Source organism: Fenollaria sporofastidiosus, from assembly GCF_943169635.2.
GTDB lineage: Bacteria > Bacillota > Clostridia > Tissierellales > Peptoniphilaceae > Fenollaria > Fenollaria sporofastidiosus.
Window position 1 is genome coordinate 924,896 of sequence record NZ_OW968186.1, and the last position, 18,456, is coordinate 943,351.

At 35.3% G+C, this 18,456-nt stretch carries 17 protein-coding genes; 8 read left to right on the forward strand and 9 right to left on the reverse strand.

What is annotated here, in order from left to right:
* The 9 genes from KO172_RS04480 to KO172_RS04520 are packed head-to-tail and all read right to left on the reverse strand — an operon-like array spanning window position 1 to window position 8,428.
* A complete protein-coding gene (locus KO172_RS04480) occupies window positions 1–588 on the reverse strand; it encodes a ComF family protein (RefSeq protein ID WP_215492324.1) in 588 nt (195 codons plus the stop codon).
* On the reverse strand, window positions 585–2,789 hold the full coding sequence (recD2, locus tag KO172_RS04485; RefSeq protein WP_215492325.1) for an SF1B family DNA helicase RecD2: 2,205 nt from the start codon (window positions 2,787–2,789) through the stop codon (window positions 585–587). Before recD2 ends, KO172_RS04480 begins: the two co-directional genes overlap by 4 nt.
* Window positions 2,790–2,811: 22 nt before the next feature.
* On the reverse strand, window positions 2,812–3,015 hold the full coding sequence (locus KO172_RS04490) for a hypothetical protein (protein WP_215492326.1): 204 nt from the start codon (window positions 3,013–3,015) through the stop codon (window positions 2,812–2,814).
* 4 nt (window positions 3,016–3,019) lie between these two features.
* A complete protein-coding gene (locus tag KO172_RS04495; protein WP_215492327.1) occupies window positions 3,020–3,472 on the reverse strand; it encodes a hypothetical protein in 453 nt (150 codons plus the stop codon).
* Between the two features lies 1 nt (window position 3,473).
* Complete coding sequence (locus KO172_RS04500; RefSeq protein ID WP_215492328.1) at window positions 3,474–4,562, reverse strand: FAD:protein FMN transferase; 1,089 nt, start codon at window positions 4,560–4,562, stop codon at window positions 3,474–3,476.
* Window positions 4,563–4,612: 50 nt separating this feature from the next.
* Window positions 4,613–5,662 (reverse strand): DHHW family protein, encoded by a 1,050-nt coding sequence (locus tag KO172_RS04505; RefSeq protein ID WP_215492329.1) that lies wholly within the window; start codon window positions 5,660–5,662, stop codon window positions 4,613–4,615.
* A gap of 9 nt (window positions 5,663–5,671) precedes the next feature.
* Complete coding sequence (locus tag KO172_RS04510; protein WP_215492330.1) at window positions 5,672–7,051, reverse strand: MBOAT family O-acyltransferase; 1,380 nt, start codon at window positions 7,049–7,051, stop codon at window positions 5,672–5,674.
* Window positions 7,051–7,506 (reverse strand): DUF4358 domain-containing protein, encoded by a 456-nt coding sequence (locus KO172_RS04515; RefSeq protein ID WP_215492331.1) that lies wholly within the window; start codon window positions 7,504–7,506, stop codon window positions 7,051–7,053. Before KO172_RS04515 ends, KO172_RS04510 begins: the two co-directional genes overlap by 1 nt.
* Before the next feature lie 13 nt (window positions 7,507–7,519).
* Window positions 7,520–8,428: a GDSL-type esterase/lipase family protein gene (locus tag KO172_RS04520; protein WP_215492332.1), complete on the reverse strand. Its 909-nt coding sequence runs from the start codon at window positions 8,426–8,428 to the stop codon at window positions 7,520–7,522.
* Between the two features lie 289 nt (window positions 8,429–8,717).
* On the opposite strand from KO172_RS04520, the gene KO172_RS04525 reads away from it, so the two are divergent.
* From KO172_RS04525 to KO172_RS04560, 8 genes are all read left to right on the forward strand, one after another.
* Entirely contained in the window at window positions 8,718–9,353 is a 636-nt protein-coding gene (locus KO172_RS04525; protein ID WP_215492333.1) for a glucosaminidase domain-containing protein, read from the forward strand.
* A gap of 376 nt (window positions 9,354–9,729) precedes the next feature.
* The gene (locus KO172_RS04530; RefSeq protein WP_215492334.1) at window positions 9,730–11,175 is read left to right on the forward strand and encodes a copper amine oxidase N-terminal domain-containing protein; all 1,446 of its coding nucleotides are present in this window, start codon (window positions 9,730–9,732) and stop codon (window positions 11,173–11,175) included.
* Between the two features lie 18 nt (window positions 11,176–11,193).
* Window positions 11,194–13,644, forward strand: a complete 2,451-nt coding sequence (locus tag KO172_RS04535) for a hypothetical protein (RefSeq protein WP_215492335.1) — start codon at window positions 11,194–11,196, stop codon at window positions 13,642–13,644.
* 364 nt (window positions 13,645–14,008) lie between these two features.
* A complete protein-coding gene (locus tag KO172_RS04540; protein WP_215492336.1) occupies window positions 14,009–14,194 on the forward strand; it encodes a hypothetical protein in 186 nt (61 codons plus the stop codon).
* Window positions 14,184–15,608 (forward strand): TldD/PmbA family protein, encoded by a 1,425-nt coding sequence (locus KO172_RS04545; protein ID WP_215492337.1) that lies wholly within the window; start codon window positions 14,184–14,186, stop codon window positions 15,606–15,608. Before KO172_RS04540 ends, KO172_RS04545 begins: the two co-directional genes overlap by 11 nt.
* A complete protein-coding gene (locus KO172_RS04550) occupies window positions 15,608–16,888 on the forward strand; it encodes a metallopeptidase TldD-related protein (RefSeq protein WP_215492338.1) in 1,281 nt (426 codons plus the stop codon). Before KO172_RS04545 ends, KO172_RS04550 begins: the two co-directional genes overlap by 1 nt.
* The gene (gene pyrE, locus KO172_RS04555; RefSeq protein ID WP_215492339.1) at window positions 16,888–17,556 is read left to right on the forward strand and encodes an orotate phosphoribosyltransferase; all 669 of its coding nucleotides are present in this window, start codon (window positions 16,888–16,890) and stop codon (window positions 17,554–17,556) included. Before KO172_RS04550 ends, pyrE begins: the two co-directional genes overlap by 1 nt.
* Window positions 17,556–18,455 carry a DUF2232 domain-containing protein gene (locus KO172_RS04560; RefSeq protein WP_215492340.1) on the forward strand — a complete coding sequence of 300 codons (900 nt, stop codon included), beginning with the start codon at window positions 17,556–17,558 and terminating at the stop codon, window positions 18,453–18,455. The genes pyrE and KO172_RS04560 overlap by 1 nt, the downstream gene beginning before the upstream one ends.
* Window position 18,456: the final 1 nt, after the last annotated feature.

Genomic DNA, 18,456 nt, shown 5'->3' on the forward strand with positions numbered 1-18,456 from the left:
TTACCTCCTTGAGCACAGTATGAGACCGAAGACCTTGGCGAAGCCTGCGTCCTTCATAACGCGTGCCGAGTCCTTCATAGTCGTTCCTGTAGTTATTATATCATCGATTATAAGCACATTGCCATGCGCATCTGTGCCTTTCTTAAATATTCCTTGCATGTGAGACCTTTCAGCGTAGCTAAGCTTATGCATATCATGTACTTGCAGCTTCTCATAAGTGTATAGTTTAAGACCCATATCCTTAGCAATGACTTTTACAACCTCACCCATGTGGTCAAAGCCTTTCTTTCTAAGCTTTTCTTTGTTCATAGGCACGCTTGCAATGTAGTCAATAGTGTTGTCTTTTAAAATATTTTTGATCTCTTCTTCGTAAAGGTAGGCGAAAGCAGAGATGTATTTTTTTTGTATTCCAAACTTATAGTTGAAGAGGTGCTCTCTAAAAAAGTCGTTGTAGTAGACTATGGAGTAGAGCTCATCAAAGCCATCAATAAAGAATGCCTTGCGTATTATATCAATGTTAGAGCCGCAGCTAGAGCAGTAAGCTAGCTTTGCATCGAGCTCTTCATTACAAAATGGACAGCTTTTCATTTGAAGACCCTCTTTAGATCACGAATTCTTTTCTCTAAGCTTGTGTACCTCTGCATGATGAAGTTGTTATCAATCATAAGCTTTAAGTACTTTTCTCTTCCAACTAAGATGAGAAGCTTTTTCGCCCTCGTTATGGCTGTGTAGAGAAGGTTTCTTGTTAAGAGTTTTTCATTTGCGTAGGTGATAGGCATGATGACGCAGTCGAACTCACTACCTTGCGACTTATGAACTGTAAGCGCGTAGCTAAGCGATAGCTCGCCAAGTAGTGAAAAGTCATAAGTAGCACTCTTGCCATCATCAAAGTCTATGTCAATGGTCTCGCTATCTTTGTCAAGGCTAGTAATGATACCTGTGTCACCGTTGAAGACACCCTTTACTTCTTCATACTTGCCACTTTTATACTCATGCGAAATTATATCGTAGTTGTTTTTCATCTGTATGACCTTGTCACCAACACGAAACTCCTTACCCATAGCTCTGACAGTTTCAGTATCGGCTCGAGAGTTAAGTAGGTTTTGCAGCATGTAGTTAAGGTTAACTGTACCGAGCTTGCCTTTTTTAGTTGGAGTAAGTATCTGCACATCTTTGAATGGATCGAGGCCAAAGTAGTTTATAAGCCTTTCATTTAAAAGGTCAAGTATCTCATCAAGTATGTCATCATCCGAGTCCTTGCTTATGAAGAAGAAGTCGCTGTTCTTCTTATTCACTTCAGGCATCCTGCCCATGCGTATCTCTTGCGAGTTGATAGCTATCATACTGTTTTCGCTTTGCCTATATATATGGTCTAGCTCAGTTGTTTCAACCTGCTTAGACTTGATTAAGTCCTCTAAGACATTGCCAGCGCCAACACTAGGCAGCTGATCCTTGTCGCCTAAGAGTAGGAGAGTCTTACCCGGCTCTATAGCTGCTAAGAGCTCGCTAAAGAGCAGGGTGTCCATCATAGATACCTCATCCACGATGATGAAGTCCGCTTCGATTTCCTCAGAGCTTTCGAAGAAGTCCGCTCCATCGATAGGGGCGATGTTAAGTAGTCTATGTAGAGTCATAGCTGCCTCGCCAGTTTTTTCTTCCATGCGCTTAGCTGCCTTGCCAGTCGGTGCAGCAAGTGCGAAGGATACATCAAAGTTCTTAAGTATAGTTATGATTGCTTCAATGATGGACGTCTTGCCAGTACCAGGGCCACCTGTGATGATAGATATATTATTGACAAAGGCTTTCTTGATAGCAAGCTTTTGCTTTGCATCGAATACTATATCGTTGTCATCCTCATATTTATTAATTAGGTCTTCACAGTCAAAGATAGTAATACCTTGTGATGCGTTCTTGATGTCGTAGAGCCTCTTTGCACACTCAATCTCTTTCTCGTAGTATATGCTAAGGTAGACATTGTATATGGAGCCGCGCTCTTTCTTAACAGCAATGACGCCCCCTGTTGCAAGCTCCTTGATGGCGAGATTGAACTTATCTTCATCCATCGTCATAAGAAACTTTAGCTCCTCATACAGTCTGTCCTTCGGTATGTAGGTTGAGCCTTGTGCAAGGTAGATGTTAAGTAAGTAGATGATGGCGGCCTTTAGTCTCTCAAGACCATTGGCATCGACTCCTTCTTCAAGAGCAATCTTATCAGCAGTCTTAAAGCCTATGCCTATCTTGTCATAGATAAGTCTGTATGGATTTGTCTTCAATATGTTTATGGCCTCGTCATTATAAATATTGTAGATTTTTAACAAAGTAGCAGTAGGTAAGTTATACTTCGCAAGCTTTTGCAAGATCTCCTCACGCTCTTTGTTTGACTTTATGTACTCTTTTATATCTTCAAGCGCCTTCTTACCTATGCCTCTTACTTGAAGTAGTTTATCTGTTTCGTTGAAAATTACTTTAATAGAATCAAGGCCGAAGAGGTCTATAATCTCTTCGGCTCTTTTTTCACCAATTTTAGGAATGCCACTTTTAATCAAGTAGCTCCTAATAGATTCAATTGTATCTCTTTCTTTAAAATTAAGCTTAGTAAAGCTTAATTGCTCGCCATACTTGTCGTGGAAGACAAGTTCGCCCTCAAGCTCAACATAGTCGTGCTCCTTAACAGTCAGAGCAGTACCCACACAAGTAATAAGCTCACCATCAGAGTTAACTTGCATAACAGTGTAAGCATTCAAATCATTTCTATATACAATTTTAATTACTTCACCGTCTATAATCATATTAACTCCTTTAATAAATTAATTATTCTTCTTCAGTATTTTCTTCGTTTGAATTGTTATCTTCTTTTAATGAATTCTCGATAAGTTCTTTTTCTTCTTTGCTTATAAGTCTTGTTCCTGTGCTTGACATCTTAGGTATATTGTTGATTTTGTCTCTAAGTGCATTAAACTTCTCGTTTGTCTCCTTAAGTATGTCCGTAAATTTATCGTCGATAGTCTTTGCCATATTATCACTTCCTTAATCTGTATTTGCCCTTTACACCTAGTGAGTAAAGAAGCTTTGTCAGTAGAAACACAATGAATGCTGTAATCGCGTTTACCGGTATGAAAAAGCTCCTTAGAACCAGGTACATGGCTTGATTTATCATATTAAATATAAAATATTTCTCTGTGAATAGTTCTGCCTTTATGTAGAACTTAGCTAGTATTAGCGATATTAAAAATATTATCGTGCCTATAAAAATGATTAAGTTGTACGACTTTAAAGTCTTTCTCATCCTATACCTCGTATTTACCAAGTAGCCTGATAAGTAGAAGAGGATCAGTATTATCAGTGAGTAGATAATCATCACGCCTCTTTGTATGATGGGGCTAGTGAGTTTCTTCAGTGAGAGCATCATAAAAACAGATAAAACTGTGATTAGGATGTATGAAAGCACCGCTTTTATAGTGTTCTTAAGCATTTTACTTCGTTGCTCCTAAAGACTTTGAGTAGTGCTTAAGGCCATCTGTGTAGAACTCAGTGTTGTCGAAGTTTATCCATAAAGCTTCTGTATCAGGGAAGTCCTTCAAAGCCTCTACACCTTCTTCGTATGTCATAGTGAACAGTAGAGTAGATAGGAAGTCAGCTATGCCTGAGTCCTTGGTAATAACAGTTACCGCTCTAAAGTTTCTTGCACTCGATAGAGTTCTTGTATCTATGATGTGATTGTACTTAACATTGTCAAGACCGTAGAAATATCTTTGGTAGTCGCCAGAAGTAACTATAGACTTGTCCATGGTGTAGAGTATGTCATAGATACCTGAGTCGCCATCTTTCATCTCTGAAGCAGAGTAGGGGTTCTCAACACCTATGGTCCACTTTTTATTAGTCTCGCCGTTAGGATGACCTATGGTCTTAACATTGCCACCGGCACTTATAACAACTGAGTCAAAGCCTTCACTCTTTAGCTCGTTACATATAAGCTCAACAGCATAACCCTTAGCAACAGAACCTAAGTTTAGCTTAGTGCGTTCATCTGTTATATAAACTGTGTTTTCTTCTTTATCTATGATGATATTGTTTAAAGACGCATACTTAGCTCTCTCTTTAAGTTCATCGATATTAGGAGTAGCAGCCTTAAACTCTTCATTATTGAAGGCTTCATTCATACTCTTCTCCCAAAGTTCGATTATAGCACCAAAAGCAATATTGACACGCGAGTCATACTTAAGACCAAGAGTCTTTGATTGCGATATAAGATCTATAAGCGCCTTATCAACTTTAACCTTTTCCTTGCCAGCCATCTTGTTGATGGTGTAGACATTGTTCACGCCCTCATGCTCTTTGTGACAATCGAATAAGTTGTCGTAGTGTTTTAATTTTTCAGAAAGCATTTTATCAAATTTATCAGCTTCGTCCTTAGTATAGAAGTAGCCAGTTGCCTTAACCAAAGTATCGAAGCTGTCGAAGTAGTCGAAAGTAAACTTCATTCTTAACTTTGGCTTGCAAGATGCTAGCACAGAAACTAATAAAACTAGCGTTAGGAATAATGATATTTTTCTCTTATTCATCGTTTCACCTCTAAGTATATAATACAACATAAAGTGCGATTTTTCAAGCTTTAATTAAGTCCGTTCACGCTGCCAAGCACTAGAGCCGTATCAATCTTCTTCTCATGAACAAAGTCATTAATCTTTTGATTGAAGAAGCGCTTGTCAATCATGTATATAGTTTTGTACTCGTTTGTAAAGAGACTTGCTACGGCATTAGCAAAAGAGTCTTTTATAATAAGAAGGCTCTTAGTAGATGAAGGATTTCCTTCTATCTCAACAAGACCATAGTTACCACTAAAGAGTGCCTTGTACTTATCCTTGTTCTTGAACTCGTCTCTATCAAGAACCTTTATGTCCTTGCCGTCGCCCTTGACCTTGATACCCTCATAGTTCTTTGGAAGGTAGAATAGTATCTCATCCACGGCGCTATTGTAGTACGAAGACTTCGAATCAAGCGAGCCTCTAAAGTTTTCACAAGTAACCTTGTGGGTATCTTTCATCTCTTCAAGGCCCATCGCGCTAGCTATCTCTTGGTAGGCAAGGTAGGCACCTTCACGCCAATGGTGATCCGATTTGTAGAAGATGTACTCGTCCTTGTGAGCCATAAGTGGGCTATATAAGTCAATGTAAGTAGCGTTAATTTCATTTTTGTATCTATCAAGAACAATTCTTTCGTCACTAAAGAGAGCACCCTTAGGAAGCTTATCTCTATATATCTCGCCTTTGTCAGGACTGATTGCAATGTATTTATCCTTAACATCGACTTCGTTTAGATACTTTATAAACTTTTCGACTTTTTTCTCGTCGTAGATATATTTTTCGTAATAGTTTTTATCCGTACCTATATAGACACCGTTGAACTCTCTTTTGCCAAGAGCGTAGTCAAGCCTTGACCTTGCGCCAACAAGTTCGTCCTTGAAGATGAATTGATCCTTTAAGTAGCTTTCAAACTTCTTAGTGAAGTCACCACTTTTTAGCGAGAAGAAGGAGAACTTCGGAAGCTCTTCTAAAACTCTATTTTCATTTTGACTAAAACTTCTGTCTTTACTAATCACGTTTGCGATTAAGACCGCAGATATAAAGACGAAGAATAAAATTTTAAGTAGTTTATCTTTCATACTCATCACCTAAAATCTAAAGTATAAGAATGGGTTGTAGGACTCGCTAATTAGCGACATAGTTACAATGATTAGCAAGGCGAATAAAAATGCGATTTCTAAGTAAGTAGTCTTTCTCTCTTTGTCTATAAGCTTCTTACAAGCGCCGAAAGATAGAGCGGTACCTACTATTATATAGAAGCCATACTCTTTTAAGTAGAAAAGAGTCTCAGATGAAGCAAAGTTTTTGAAGTTAATCATCGCTTTTAAGAATGGTCCTATATCAGATACTTTAAATTCGAATATAACCCAGCCTATAATTATGAATATTAGAGCATATATATGCCTTATGAAGCCTGGAGCCTTATCAAGAGCCTTAGCAATAAGAAATTTTTCTATTACAAGGAGAGTGAAGTAGTATAGTCCCCATAGTATGAAGTTAAAGTCCGCTCCATGCCAAAAACCTGTTAAGAACCAAGTGATGAAGAGGTTAAAAATTTGTCTAGCAAGCTTCACTCTATTGCCACCAAGAGGTATATAGACGTAGTTTCTAAACCATAAGGACAGACTCATGTGCCAACGTCTCCAAAACTCAGTTATCGACTTTGAGATGTAAGGGAAGTTAAAGTTTTCTAAGAAGTCAAAGCCAAGCATGCGTCCTAAGCCTATCGCCATGTCGGAGTAGCCACTGAAGTCAAAGTAGATCTGAAGAGTAAAAGCGATGATGCCAAGCCACGCCATTGATGCAGGCAGTGTTATTATTTCTTTCGCAAGTATTAATTTATATAGCTCGCCAAGCTTGTTTGCAATCAAGACCTTCTTCGCAAGGCCATAAACAAATCTTTTGATACCATAGGCGACGGACTTGTCAGAGAAGTCTCTCTTCTTCAATTGATTAAAGATATCGATGTACCTAACTATAGGTCCAGCAACTAGCTGAGGGAACATCGCAACATATGCACTGTAGTCGAAGAAGCTCTTCGATGCTTCAACCTCGCCTCTATATACATCTATGGTATAGCTTAATGTTTGGAAAGTGTAGAAGGATATACCAAGAGGAAGACTCAATGTGCTTGCGCTGATGTTTAGATTAAATAGATAGTTTAAGTTATCAATCACAAAGTTGTAGTACTTAAAGAAAAAAAGCAGACCAATATTGACGATAACACTCAATATAAGGACTGCTTTACGTTTCCATTCAACTTTAAATTTATCTAATAGTCTTCCGTTGCAATAATCAAATACACTGGAAAAAAGCATTATCCCTACATATATCGGCTCGCCCCACGCATAAAATATGAGCGAGAGTATAAAGAGCGTGAAGTTCTTTATCTTGTCTGGCGATATATAGTATAGAAATAATGCAATTGGTAAGAATACGTATAAGAATAAAAGTGATGAGAATACCATTATTTAAAAAGCGAAGCTAAAGCCTTTTTAACTTCGTCCGACTTATCAGAAATTACGAGTACGATAGTCTTGCCATGTTCTTCATATACACTGTCTTCAACAAGCTTTGCTTGATCAGGAGCGTAGTCTTTGTATATTTTTATAAGATTTTCTTTGTATGCGTCGATTTTATCTTTAAATTCACTTGCATCCTTTGCATCTTTAAGTCTTAGTAGCAAAACGGCATTAGTATTAAGGTTAGTTTGAGGACCATACATCTCATAAGCTTCAACCTTATCAGTATCAAAGTCAAAAGTATCCTTTAAATAAGAACCTTCTTCTTCCTTTGAAAAGTTTGAGAAGTCAATAGTCTCCTTAAGCTTGTCCTTAATGCTGTCAAGGCTTACATCTTTACTTGAGCATCCCACCATAAAAACTAAAATTGCAACACTTACAAATAGCAATAACTTTTTCATAATCAACCTACCTTTAATTGTGTATATTTTTAACTTCATTTAACCATACCTTGTGGAAGCTGCTCTTTAGATGCATGCCGTCTGGTTCAAAGTAGTCTTGGTTCTCATCCAATAGGTAAGAGAAGTCCAAGTAAGTCAGACCTCGCTCACTAGCGATAGACTTAACAACCTTGTTAAATGAGTTTATCTTCATATTATTAACCCTTGCGTCTTCCTTGGTATCCAAAGCCTTGCTTACAGGGAATATACCTTGTAAGTATATATTAGAGTTTGGAAATTTTTCTTGTAGAGCACTAAGCATAGCCTCATACCTTTGTTTAAACTTTTCTTCACTCTTAACAAAGACAGAGTCATTTAATCCCATCATCAAGTAAATGTTCTTAGGAACTATATTGAAGTTTTCATTGGGAAGAAGCTTTCTAAGAGTATCCGTATTTAGACCAATCTTAGAAAAAACATTGTCATCAAACAAGAACTTGTAGTACTTAAGCTCCTCAGTGATTGAGTCACCAATGAAGAGGTCGTCCTTAAAGTAATCCTTGTAAACGGATATAGGAACAGTGTTTACAGATGACTTAGATACCTTAATCTTTTTAAAGTCATCAGCTTTAATTTCTCCACCTTCCTTAGGAAGTTTTGCGAGCTCTTCCTCTTGAATCTTCTTTCTGTATGCAAGAAGCTCCTTTTCTCTTATATCAAAATTATAGTTATAGATCTCTTTGTCAATCAAATCATTAACAATGTTCGTTTGCTTAATTCCATCAAAAATTTCATCTACATTAATATTTTCTTTGTCTTTATTTAAATTATATCTATTATGTAAAAAATAAATTATGCCTATTAAGATAAGAATAAAAATTGCTCCTGAGATAAATTTTCTTCTCTTTCTAGTTTTTTTTCTATATACAAAATTGTCTTTCATATTACACTCCCATTTATTTCGAAATCATTTTTATGAAACAAAATTATATAATTTCATTTTTTTGAAACAATTTTAATCATAAAAAAATGATATTAGTGCGAAATATCTCTTTTCATATTATATAATGTAAATGTAGAAAATTCAATACTCTTTGCCTAAATTGTCAGAAAATAATATGAAAAGTTCGTAACAAATTGTAACATTTGCGTCATAATTTAATTAAAAAACTTTAACTAGACATTCATAATAAATTTTGTTACAATAGGACTTGTTAATTAGGAGGGACAAAATGAATAGGAAAAAAATTATAATTACATTTTTACTATTGTTTGTTTTTCTTTGTGGATATTTTTTAAATAGTACTGGCACTATGGCGCAAAGGGAAGATGACAAAAACCAAGACAATAATCAAGAAGATATAGATATTGTTGTTAACTACAGTGAAGATGACATGATCAACAGAAATGATGACGTAATCGATGACTTAAACGAGCTAGTTTTAGTTATGGAAGAAGAGAAGAATCTTACATATAATGTATATGAAAAAACAAACTTAAGTGTAGAAGAGTTTAATAAAGTTCTAGAAAAGACAGGCTTAGCTGGTCAAGGCGAAAGCTTCAAAGCACTAGAAGACACATATGGAGTCAACGGCATATTTGCCATCGCTGTTTCAATCGCAGAGGCAGGTTGGGACGGTAGACAAGCAAACACAAACAACTTCTACGGTATGAAAGGTTCAAACGGCTACTTAAAATTCTCCTCAGCAAAAGAAAACATACTTTACTTTGGAGAGATGATCACAAAGAGCACATACAAAGGAAAAACATTACAAACAATAGCAAAAATATATTGCCCACCACGTCATAAGAAGTGGCACTCAGATGTACTTTGGTTGATGGGTAAGTTAATCGAAAAACTTAATTAATAGTAAAATGTAATTGATAAGCTTGCAGATATGCAAGCTTATTTTTTATGTTCACAGTAAAAACATATCATGTATGATAAAAAATATATAGAAAGATCAAATTCATAGTAAAAACAAAAATTTAAACAAAAAACAATGCTTTTTCTTGCATTTTAAAAAATTCTTCAATTACACCCCAAAAACATTAGACAAAATATAGCACTTCATAAAACTATACACAAAAACAAAATAAACTATGTTCATATTTAAAAATATGAACATGTTTGGAAATGATAGAACAAAATATAATTTTAAATAAAACTAGAAATATTTATAAGCATATTGTATAATTAAGATAAAGTAAAACAAAAATTATCTAAATAAAGGAGAGTTTATAATGAAAGTCAAAAAAGCAATATTAAGTACAATTATCGCAACACAAATTTTAAGCACAGCAGCACTTGCAGCACCAGATGAAGCAATCAAAGAATTTAACAAGGTAGCACCAATTAAGCAAGAAGTAAAACACTTCCAAGGCGAAGTAAAACTATTCATCATTAAAGACGGAGAAAAAGTCAGAGTCGATCAAAAGATGACAGATGGTTTAAGAGTAGTTAATGGAAGAACATGCGTAGGAGTAAGAGACCTTGTAAACGCAATCGAAGGAGCAAAAGTTGAGTGGGACGGCACTAACCACATAGTCGACATAACATATGCTGGCAAGACAATATCATACCCAGTAGGCAAGCCGCTTATGTGGGCAGATGGCAAAGCAGTAACCATAGACGTGCCAGCACAAATAGACCCAGCAATATCAAAAACATTCTTACCTATAAGAAACATAGCAGAGACATTAGGCTTCAAAGTTGATTGGGACAATAAAGCAAAGGAAGTAGTCCTAACACCAGGCGCAGGCAAAGGGGTAACAACAGCAACAGCTCAACCAACAAGACCAACAACACAAACACCTACACAAAACAAAAACCTAGCATGGGTAACAGCAAGTGGACAAAGAATACCAAAACCAGAGGAGCTACCTATGCACACTATAGGTCAAGATGGTGTAACAGTAGATTTTAATAGTGGATACACAGTTAATTTAAAACCAGAAGATTTAACTCAAAATCCAAATGGTTCTACTACTTTCTTTAAAGGCACTGTGCTTGAATATACTACAGGCATTCCATTTAAAAAGGTAGATACTATCGCTAAAAGACCATCCACATTTAATATATTTAAACCAAACAAAAATGATCCAAGAGTAGGTACTGCAATAATAACAAAAGGACATTCTTTCTACGATTCATCATACAGCGAAGTTGTTAATGATATAAAGAGTGGAAATCCAGAATCTAGTCTTCTTTTAAACATAACTAAGTTTATAAAATATTTTACTGGTGATAATGTAAGAGAAATACCTAAGGAAGAATTTAAAAGACAATGTAAAGATTTTAACAGAGAAAAATCTGGTTATTGGGGAACTGATTTAATTGATTTTGCTTTTAATAATAAGCCAAAAGTATATGATGCAACTGGACTTATAGATGTAACACCGATAGGGTTAATAAAGCATCCTGGAGAAACTCCTTTTATAGTATGGTCTAGTTTTCCAAGTTTTTATATAACAACGGAAGGTGCAGTTTTAAATACTTCTTCGGATGTAAAAGAATATATAAAAAAGAATGGTAATTTTGTAATAGATAAAGTAATATTTAAATACTACTCATATTATGTAGCAGATATACCAAATTTAAACTTTATGGAATATATAAATAATAACAAGCATTATGATGCTAATTGTTTTATATTAGGAGATTTTAGAAATACAAAACTAGCAAAATAAAAAAGGAGTGAATTTAATATGAAGAGATATATAATGGCATTCGTGGTTTTCACGATGCTGTTTTTTAGTACAATAAGTATAGTAAAAGCAGAAGATTGTATTGAAATTCCAGGAGACGTAGTTGAATCTCGTGTTAACTATCAATTTCAACACGAACCTCCAAAATTGCATGATAAAGCACCTGGAAAGTCAGAACTTGGAAAAGGAGTGGCTGAAGTTGTTGGATTTGATGCTAATGGAGAACCTATTGTTGAAACAACTTTTGATGTAACAGATAAAAATCTTGATATGAGCACAACACAAACAGACTTAGATGCAGTATATGATAAAAGAAACAGTAATACTCATCATCATGATGTAGAGTATCCAAATGTTCCAAAAGAGCAATATACACAAGAATCTAAAGTAGTGAACAACAAAGTAATATCAAGAGGAATCGCAACAAAGGGTGGAGAAACTGAGAAATCACAAATAAATGATAGCGTTGCTGACGCTAAAGAATATGAAAATTTGTCCGCAGAGGAAGCTGCGGCTAAATGTACAACATTAAAACCAGGAACAAAAGCATATGATAATTTTATAAAAGAATACAATACAAGAACACCTGCTCAACTTAGAAAAGAAGGACAGAACCAAAGAAACACAAGACAAATTACTCAAGTTATGAAAATCCAAAGACCACCAACAAAGGTATGTAAAGGCGACCCAGGATGGGACCTATGTGAAAGATTTGCTTCAATGCCAGACCCATCACCAAGAACTTGTCACAATGGTACCTTCACTCCAGCAAAAGGAGCATGTAAAGCATACACAAGAGACGATCCAATATCATCATATACAACTAGAGACCCTAAACCAACACAGCCAATGATAAAAGATGAGGATTGGTGTTCTAGTAAAGACAAGAACCAAATTAATTTTGAAACTGCAGAAACGCTTAAAAAATATTCAGGAACAATAAAAGCAAATCAAAATAATATGCAAGATAAAGTACCATCATTGGTAACACAGTTCAATGAAGAATTATGGACAAGTAAATATCAATCAGAAGATAGATTTTGGAATCCATTCCAAGAGGGTGTAATTTCATCAGGATTACCAATTAAAACAAGAGATAATAAATATTATACAGTAGAATTAGACTCATGGGAGGACAGAGAATATAGACCAAACAGCTTTTTACCTGATTCAATAGAATATGTAAGGAAGAAAGAAGCAATAAATGATACTGTAGTTAAGAAATACAATGGAAGTAATATCAATATTTATAATAATGCTCCTAACCCTAAAGTAACACATAGATACTTAGATGGAAAAGTGTGGAAAGATTTATACTCAACTAATATTGAATGTGGAATGAGATATAAATTACTAGTAGACCCTAAGTATGATATAACTGAACATATTAGATATCAACACAAACAGGTAAGAGAAATATATGGTAGAGAAAAGGTAAGTACTTACGATTGTGAACCATATAGATGTACCAAGAGGAGAAAAACTGGAACTCAACATTGGAGTGAGTGGAGACAAGAATACGTTGATGATTATGAAACATATGAAACAACTTGTTATTATACTTGTTGCTACTTAGAAGATGATAATCAAAAGCAAGAATGGAATGATGGCGAAACTCAATCATCACATAAAGCAGGTGAAATACCACCAGTATACGCACCTCGTGTAAAATGGAGATACAGAATAGGCGTAGGTAATGAGTATCACGCATCTGCTAAGAGATTAACAGACAAGGCAAAATTAACACCAGTACCAAACAGCAAAGACACTCAAAAAATGAAATCTGGTTATGGTTTCAAATACAGCGGAGACAAGTGGAAGATAGTTACTGACTATGATGAACCACAATTCAAAAATGAGTCTGACGTAATAAGACCAAATAAAAACGTAGCACTTAAATTAACTGGAAACATTAAATCACAAACAGAATATTTTGATCCAAATGTTAAATATAATAGTGCAAAGAACGCACCAGAGAGATCATCTTCAAAGGATTCAAGATACATTGAAGAAAGAATAAAAGCAAATAAAATTAAGAGTGATTTTAATAAAAATGCTATATCTAAATTTGTATCAAAGACTAAAGATGATTCAAGCCTATTGAGAATAAGACCATATACAAAGGATTCAAGTGTAAGTGGAGAAAAAATCATTTATAGAGGCAAGGCTATAAACATGGAGACTCAATTCGAATCGCAAAGTGATCCAAATAAATATTACCATGCTTATTGGGTAACTAAAGGGGAACCTAATTTGATACCAGCATACAAGCAAGCACCTCTACACTATGTTCACTTGGACTATCCATCTGGAACTATGTATGACATATACTCAATTAACAGAACATATATAAGAAACGGTTTTACGATTGATGCATATAACACCGGCTCAATCAAGATAGTCGGCAACATGTGGGAGGACAGCTTCTCAAGACCAAATTTTAAGAAGTAAAACACAAATATTAGAGAGGATAAGTAAATAAGAATTTTCATTTAGAACACTTTAGGATGTTCTTTTTTTATGCTCACAGTAAAAGTATTATTAGCGAGGCATGTACTTAGGAGCTTGCTATGTATAAGTAAGTCAACTATATATAAGCAAGCGTACTATACATATGTGAGTCTACTTTATAGTATGGAGCCTCTCATATATAAGTAGCTTTCATATATATTAGCAAGCTTCTCTCTATATACAAAGCGTTATATCTATTCACCAAAATGCTCTAGAAATTATACTTAAACTCGCTTACTTTTTATGAATATTTCTTATTGATAATTAAGTTTCATATGTGATATAATGTTTAAGAGGTGTAAGTATGAACGGAAAATATTTAATTAAAGCAGCTTTTATTATTTTGATAGCATTTACTGTTGCTAATTTATTTTACAAGCCTATACAAGAGTACACTGTATATGCTTTGTTACTTGTCGACTTACTTTTAATTGTGGGCTTATCTACAAGTAAGCCTGAAAGAAAGGAAAAGAAGACTGATGAAAAATAAATTATCACAATTCTTAATAGATGCAAAGGAATGCCTTGCAAAGACGGTTGACCTGCTTAGCGAGGACTTTGCTTATGTATCGATACTTGCTACTGATACTGACTCTACTAATTATATGGTATCAAAAAGTATAACACGTGTAGGCGAAGGCATGGACAGCGAGAGAGGCTTTGTTGCGCGTGTATTTAATAATGATTATTATGGTGAAGTATCTTTTGATAAGCTTCAAAGCCCAGAAGAACTTTACGAGATGATAAAAAAAGAAATTACTGAAAATTACAGATTTTATAAGAAGAATAATTTCTCTATGAGAAAATATTCTTTAATTGATGAGGAAGAATTTGTAAAGGATTTTTCATCTGATTTAGAGATTTCTCTTGATGAGATGAGTGTTCAAGAGAAGATAAATTATTTAACAGACATAAAGGATAAGATGCTTAAAGAGTCTGATCTTGTTGTTTCTGCGAGAGCCATGTACATAGAAACTGAAGTTAGAAAGCTTTTTGTTTCTAAAAAGATGTGTTTAAATCAAGCATATACCTTTACTAGCGTCATGGCTGAGGCTGACGTTCAAAAGGATGATGACTTCAGATATGATTACAAGGGTGTAAGTAGACTAGGCGGCTTGGAAGTACTTAAGGAGCTTGATAATATTTATAAAGAAGTTGTTCATAATGCGATCGAACTTCTTGGCTCAGAACTTGTTAAACCTGGTTACTATGATTTGATTAGTGCGCCAGACATTAGCGGCCTACTTGCTCACGAAGCTTTTGGTCACGGAGTAGAGATGGATATGTTTGTTAAAGACAGAGCATTGGCAAAGGATTATGTCAATAAAAGAGTGGCAAGCGACATAACTACAATGCATGACGGCGGCACAGCTATTGACGAATGCTCAAGCTACAGCTTTGACGACGAAGGCACTTTAGCGTCTGACACTGTAATTATTGAAAATGGTATACTTAGAAGAGGTATGGCTGATAAACTATCTGCAATGTCTTTAGGCGTTAAGCCAACTGGCAATGGTAAGAGAGAATCTTTTAGAAGAAAGGCTTATACAAGAATGACAAATACTTTCTTTGAAGGTGGCAATGACAGCGTTGATGACATGATTAAGTCGATTGACTACGGATTTTTACTTGACGGCATGAACAATGGCATGGAAGACCCTAAGAACTGGGGTATTCAATGCACTGCAATGAAGGCGAGAGAGATAAAGGACGGTAAATTAACCGGAAAAGTATTTAGCCCAGCAACACTAACAGGCTATGTGCCTGATGTGCTTGAGTCTATATCCATGGTTTCTGGCGAAATCGAAATGAATGGCGCTGGTTACTGCGGCAAAGGTTATAAGGAATGGGTCAAGACTTCTACTGGTGGCAGCTACTTAAAATTTAAGGGGAGATTAAGCTAATGGATAGAATTAAACATATTATTGATATAATAAAAGAAAATAAAGAAATCTCTGATTTTAAGTTAATTAGAAAGAAAACATCCAGCAAGGAGCTTTTCTTAATAAGAGATCAGGTAGATATGGACAGAAGCGTTGAGACTGATGACGTGAACGTGACTATATATGCTGACACTGAGGAGGGTGACAAAAAATTTAGAGGCGACTCTTTATTTAACACAGCTCCATTGGATAGTGAAGAAGAAATTTCAAGAAAAGTGTCTCTTGCGTATGAAAGAGCAAAGTTTATTAAGAACAAGTACTTTCCTTTAGCTGAAGGAACTGAATTAGTAGATGAAAAAGCATATATAGATGAGCTTGAGACTATAAAAAAGGTAAAGGACATAGTTTACAAGGACTATGGAACAAAATCTAAGATTAACTCATGCGAAATCTTTGTTAATAATATTGAGGAAAATCTCGTAAACTCAAAGGGCTGCGACTGCAAGTCTAAAAAGAGCGAGATAATCGTTGAATCAATTGCTGATGCTGTTGGTGAAGCAGGCTCAATCGAAGTTTATAGAATGTTTACGTTTTCAAAGCTAAATGAAAAAGAATTTGAAGAGAATATATATGAAGAGCTTAAAGAGGCAGAGGACAGAGCTATGTCAAAGCCAGCTGAACCTATAGAAGCGGTTGATGTTATCATCACCGGTCTAGATGTTCCAGCCTTCTTTAACTTTTATGATTATCAAGCAAGTGGCTCTACTCATTATATGAAGCTAAATAAATTAAAATTAAATGAAGAGGCTCATAAAGGTGCTAAGGGTGATCTTGTAAATATAACTTTAAAGCCTGAGATTGAAGGCTCTGTGCACAATAGCAAGTATGATAGCGACGGTGTTAAGCTAAAAGAAACACAAATATTTAAGGACGGCAAGATGATAAATTTATCAGCTGGTCAAAGATTTGCGTCATACATGGGCATTGAGGCTACAGGTAATTTAGTAAATATCGAAGTAGCTCCTGGATCTATCTCAATTGATGAGATGAGAAAGACTAGACACCTTGAGATAAAGAGTTTCTCAAGCTTCCAAGCAGATGCATCCATCGGTATATTTGGCGGCGAGTTTAGGCTTGCTAAGTACTTTGACGGTAAAGAAACAAAGATTATTAACAACGGTGCTTTTTCTGCTAATATCATGGAAAAAGGATTAGATATGTATTTTTCTAAAGAGATGATTCATATAGATAATTACTATGGACCAAAATATATTTTAATTAAGGATGTGAACATAGGATAATGTCATACAAAGAAGATTTTATACATTTAATGCTTAAATCGGATGTTTTAAAGTTTGGCGAGTTCAAGACTAAGTCTGGAAGGATGAGTCCATACTTTATTAACACTGGATTTTTCAATAACTCTGAGGAGATAGCCAAGCTTGGCGACTTTTATGCCAAGGCTTACATGGACAATATTAAACTAGATAAGCCTTTACTATTTGGACCTGCATACAAGGGTATACCTCTTGTTGTTTCTTGCGCTGTAAGTCTTTACAAGAACTATGGCATAGAGATCGGCTACTCATTTAACAGAAAAGAGGCCAAGGACCACGGTGAAAAAGGTATTTTCGTTGGAGAGACTCCAAATGCTGACTCGGATGTAGTCATCATTGAGGACGTAATCACTGCAGGAACTGCTGTTAGGGAGTCCATCGACATACTTAAGCACTATGACGCAAAAGTTAAGGCTCTAATCATCTCTGTTAATAGGATGGAGAGAGGTACTGGCGATAAGTCTGCTATACATGAGCTTGAAGATGATTATGGTGTTAAGGTTTATTCGATACTTGATATAAAATTTATTGCTGACTACTTAAGAAATAAAGAAGTAGATGGCAAGGTATATATAGATGAAGAGATGTATGCAAAGATAATGAAGCATCTCGATACTTATAAGGAAAGATAATGCAAATAGAAAATAAAAATCTTGAGATAGCTATAACGTTTGTGGCATTGACACTAACTATGCTTGTAACTAGGTACTTGGGCATTTTCGCAATGCCGTTCGTGCTTGGTGCTTACTTAATTAACTCAATTGCAAACAAAGATTACAGCTCGCTTTACTTATATGTAGCGTCTCTTGGTATATTGGCAATATTTCTAGAGCCTACGTTTATAATTGAGAAGGCCATGCTTGGCATACCTTTCTTGCTTGTGGCTGTGACTTTAATAAAAAGAAAACTTAGAGGGGACAAGCTAGTCATCGTTATGACTTTTACTTTTGTCGTTTCTATCATAGCTTATCTTGCGCTGCTAAGGGAGTTTTTTGATATAAACTTTGTGGAAATCTTTAACGCGAGCATTGACAGGCAGGTAGAGATGATCAAGTCTTTAGAAGGCGAGTTTGTTTTCGATAAAGATATGGTAACACTAGCTTACCAAGAGTTTAAACGCTACCTAGCGAGTATGGTGTTCTTCCTTTCTTTTGTAGTATCTTTCATAGCACTAAAGCTACCGCATTATATAGTTAGAAAAAGGGGCGACATCAACTTGAGCGAACCATTCATAGAGGCTCTAAAGCTAAATAAGTCGGCATTTTATTCTATGCTTGCTATATTATTAGTTTTTATGATGACGGACTTAGGACTTAATCAGCTTATTGTAGACAATATATCCTTTATGATATTTATCACTCTTGCAATTCAAGGTTTGTCATTTACAATGTTCGTCTTAAAGATACGCTATAAAAAGAAGATGGTGGCAAATTTTTACTTTGCATTTTCAATAATCTTTTTAGGATTTATGTTTTTTGTAAATATTATATTTGGCTTTATAGACGGAGCTACAAAGATAAGGGGTGCATAAA

What these genes read in the sequence shown, in the direction of transcription:
- pyrE (WP_215492339.1), top strand. Translation starts at nt 16,888, where the DNA reads ATGTCATACAAAGAAGATTTTATACATTTAATGCTTAAATCGGATGTT.
- KO172_RS04480 (WP_215492324.1), bottom strand. Translation starts at nt 588, where the DNA reads ATGAAAAGCTGTCCATTTTGTAATGAAGAGCTCGATGCAAAGCTAGCT.
- KO172_RS04525 (WP_215492333.1), top strand. Translation starts at nt 8,718, where the DNA reads ATGAATAGGAAAAAAATTATAATTACATTTTTACTATTGTTTGTTTTT.
- KO172_RS04510 (WP_215492330.1), bottom strand. Translation starts at nt 7,051, where the DNA reads ATGGTATTCTCATCACTTTTATTCTTATACGTATTCTTACCAATTGCA.
- KO172_RS04505 (WP_215492329.1), bottom strand. Translation starts at nt 5,662, where the DNA reads ATGAAAGATAAACTACTTAAAATTTTATTCTTCGTCTTTATATCTGCG.
- recD2 (WP_215492325.1), bottom strand. Translation starts at nt 2,789, where the DNA reads ATGATTATAGACGGTGAAGTAATTAAAATTGTATATAGAAATGATTTG.
- KO172_RS04545 (WP_215492337.1), top strand. Translation starts at nt 14,184, where the DNA reads ATGAAAAATAAATTATCACAATTCTTAATAGATGCAAAGGAATGCCTT.
- KO172_RS04535 (WP_215492335.1), top strand. Translation starts at nt 11,194, where the DNA reads ATGAAGAGATATATAATGGCATTCGTGGTTTTCACGATGCTGTTTTTT.
- KO172_RS04520 (WP_215492332.1), bottom strand. Translation starts at nt 8,428, where the DNA reads ATGAAAGACAATTTTGTATATAGAAAAAAAACTAGAAAGAGAAGAAAA.
- KO172_RS04495 (WP_215492327.1), bottom strand. Translation starts at nt 3,472, where the DNA reads ATGCTTAAGAACACTATAAAAGCGGTGCTTTCATACATCCTAATCACA.
- KO172_RS04515 (WP_215492331.1), bottom strand. Translation starts at nt 7,506, where the DNA reads ATGAAAAAGTTATTGCTATTTGTAAGTGTTGCAATTTTAGTTTTTATG.
- KO172_RS04540 (WP_215492336.1), top strand. Translation starts at nt 14,009, where the DNA reads ATGAACGGAAAATATTTAATTAAAGCAGCTTTTATTATTTTGATAGCA.
- KO172_RS04530 (WP_215492334.1), top strand. Translation starts at nt 9,730, where the DNA reads ATGAAAGTCAAAAAAGCAATATTAAGTACAATTATCGCAACACAAATT.
- KO172_RS04550 (WP_215492338.1), top strand. Translation starts at nt 15,608, where the DNA reads ATGGATAGAATTAAACATATTATTGATATAATAAAAGAAAATAAAGAA.
- KO172_RS04560 (WP_215492340.1), top strand. Translation starts at nt 17,556, where the DNA reads ATGCAAATAGAAAATAAAAATCTTGAGATAGCTATAACGTTTGTGGCA.
- KO172_RS04490 (WP_215492326.1), bottom strand. Translation starts at nt 3,015, where the DNA reads ATGGCAAAGACTATCGACGATAAATTTACGGACATACTTAAGGAGACA.
- KO172_RS04500 (WP_215492328.1), bottom strand. Translation starts at nt 4,562, where the DNA reads ATGAATAAGAGAAAAATATCATTATTCCTAACGCTAGTTTTATTAGTT.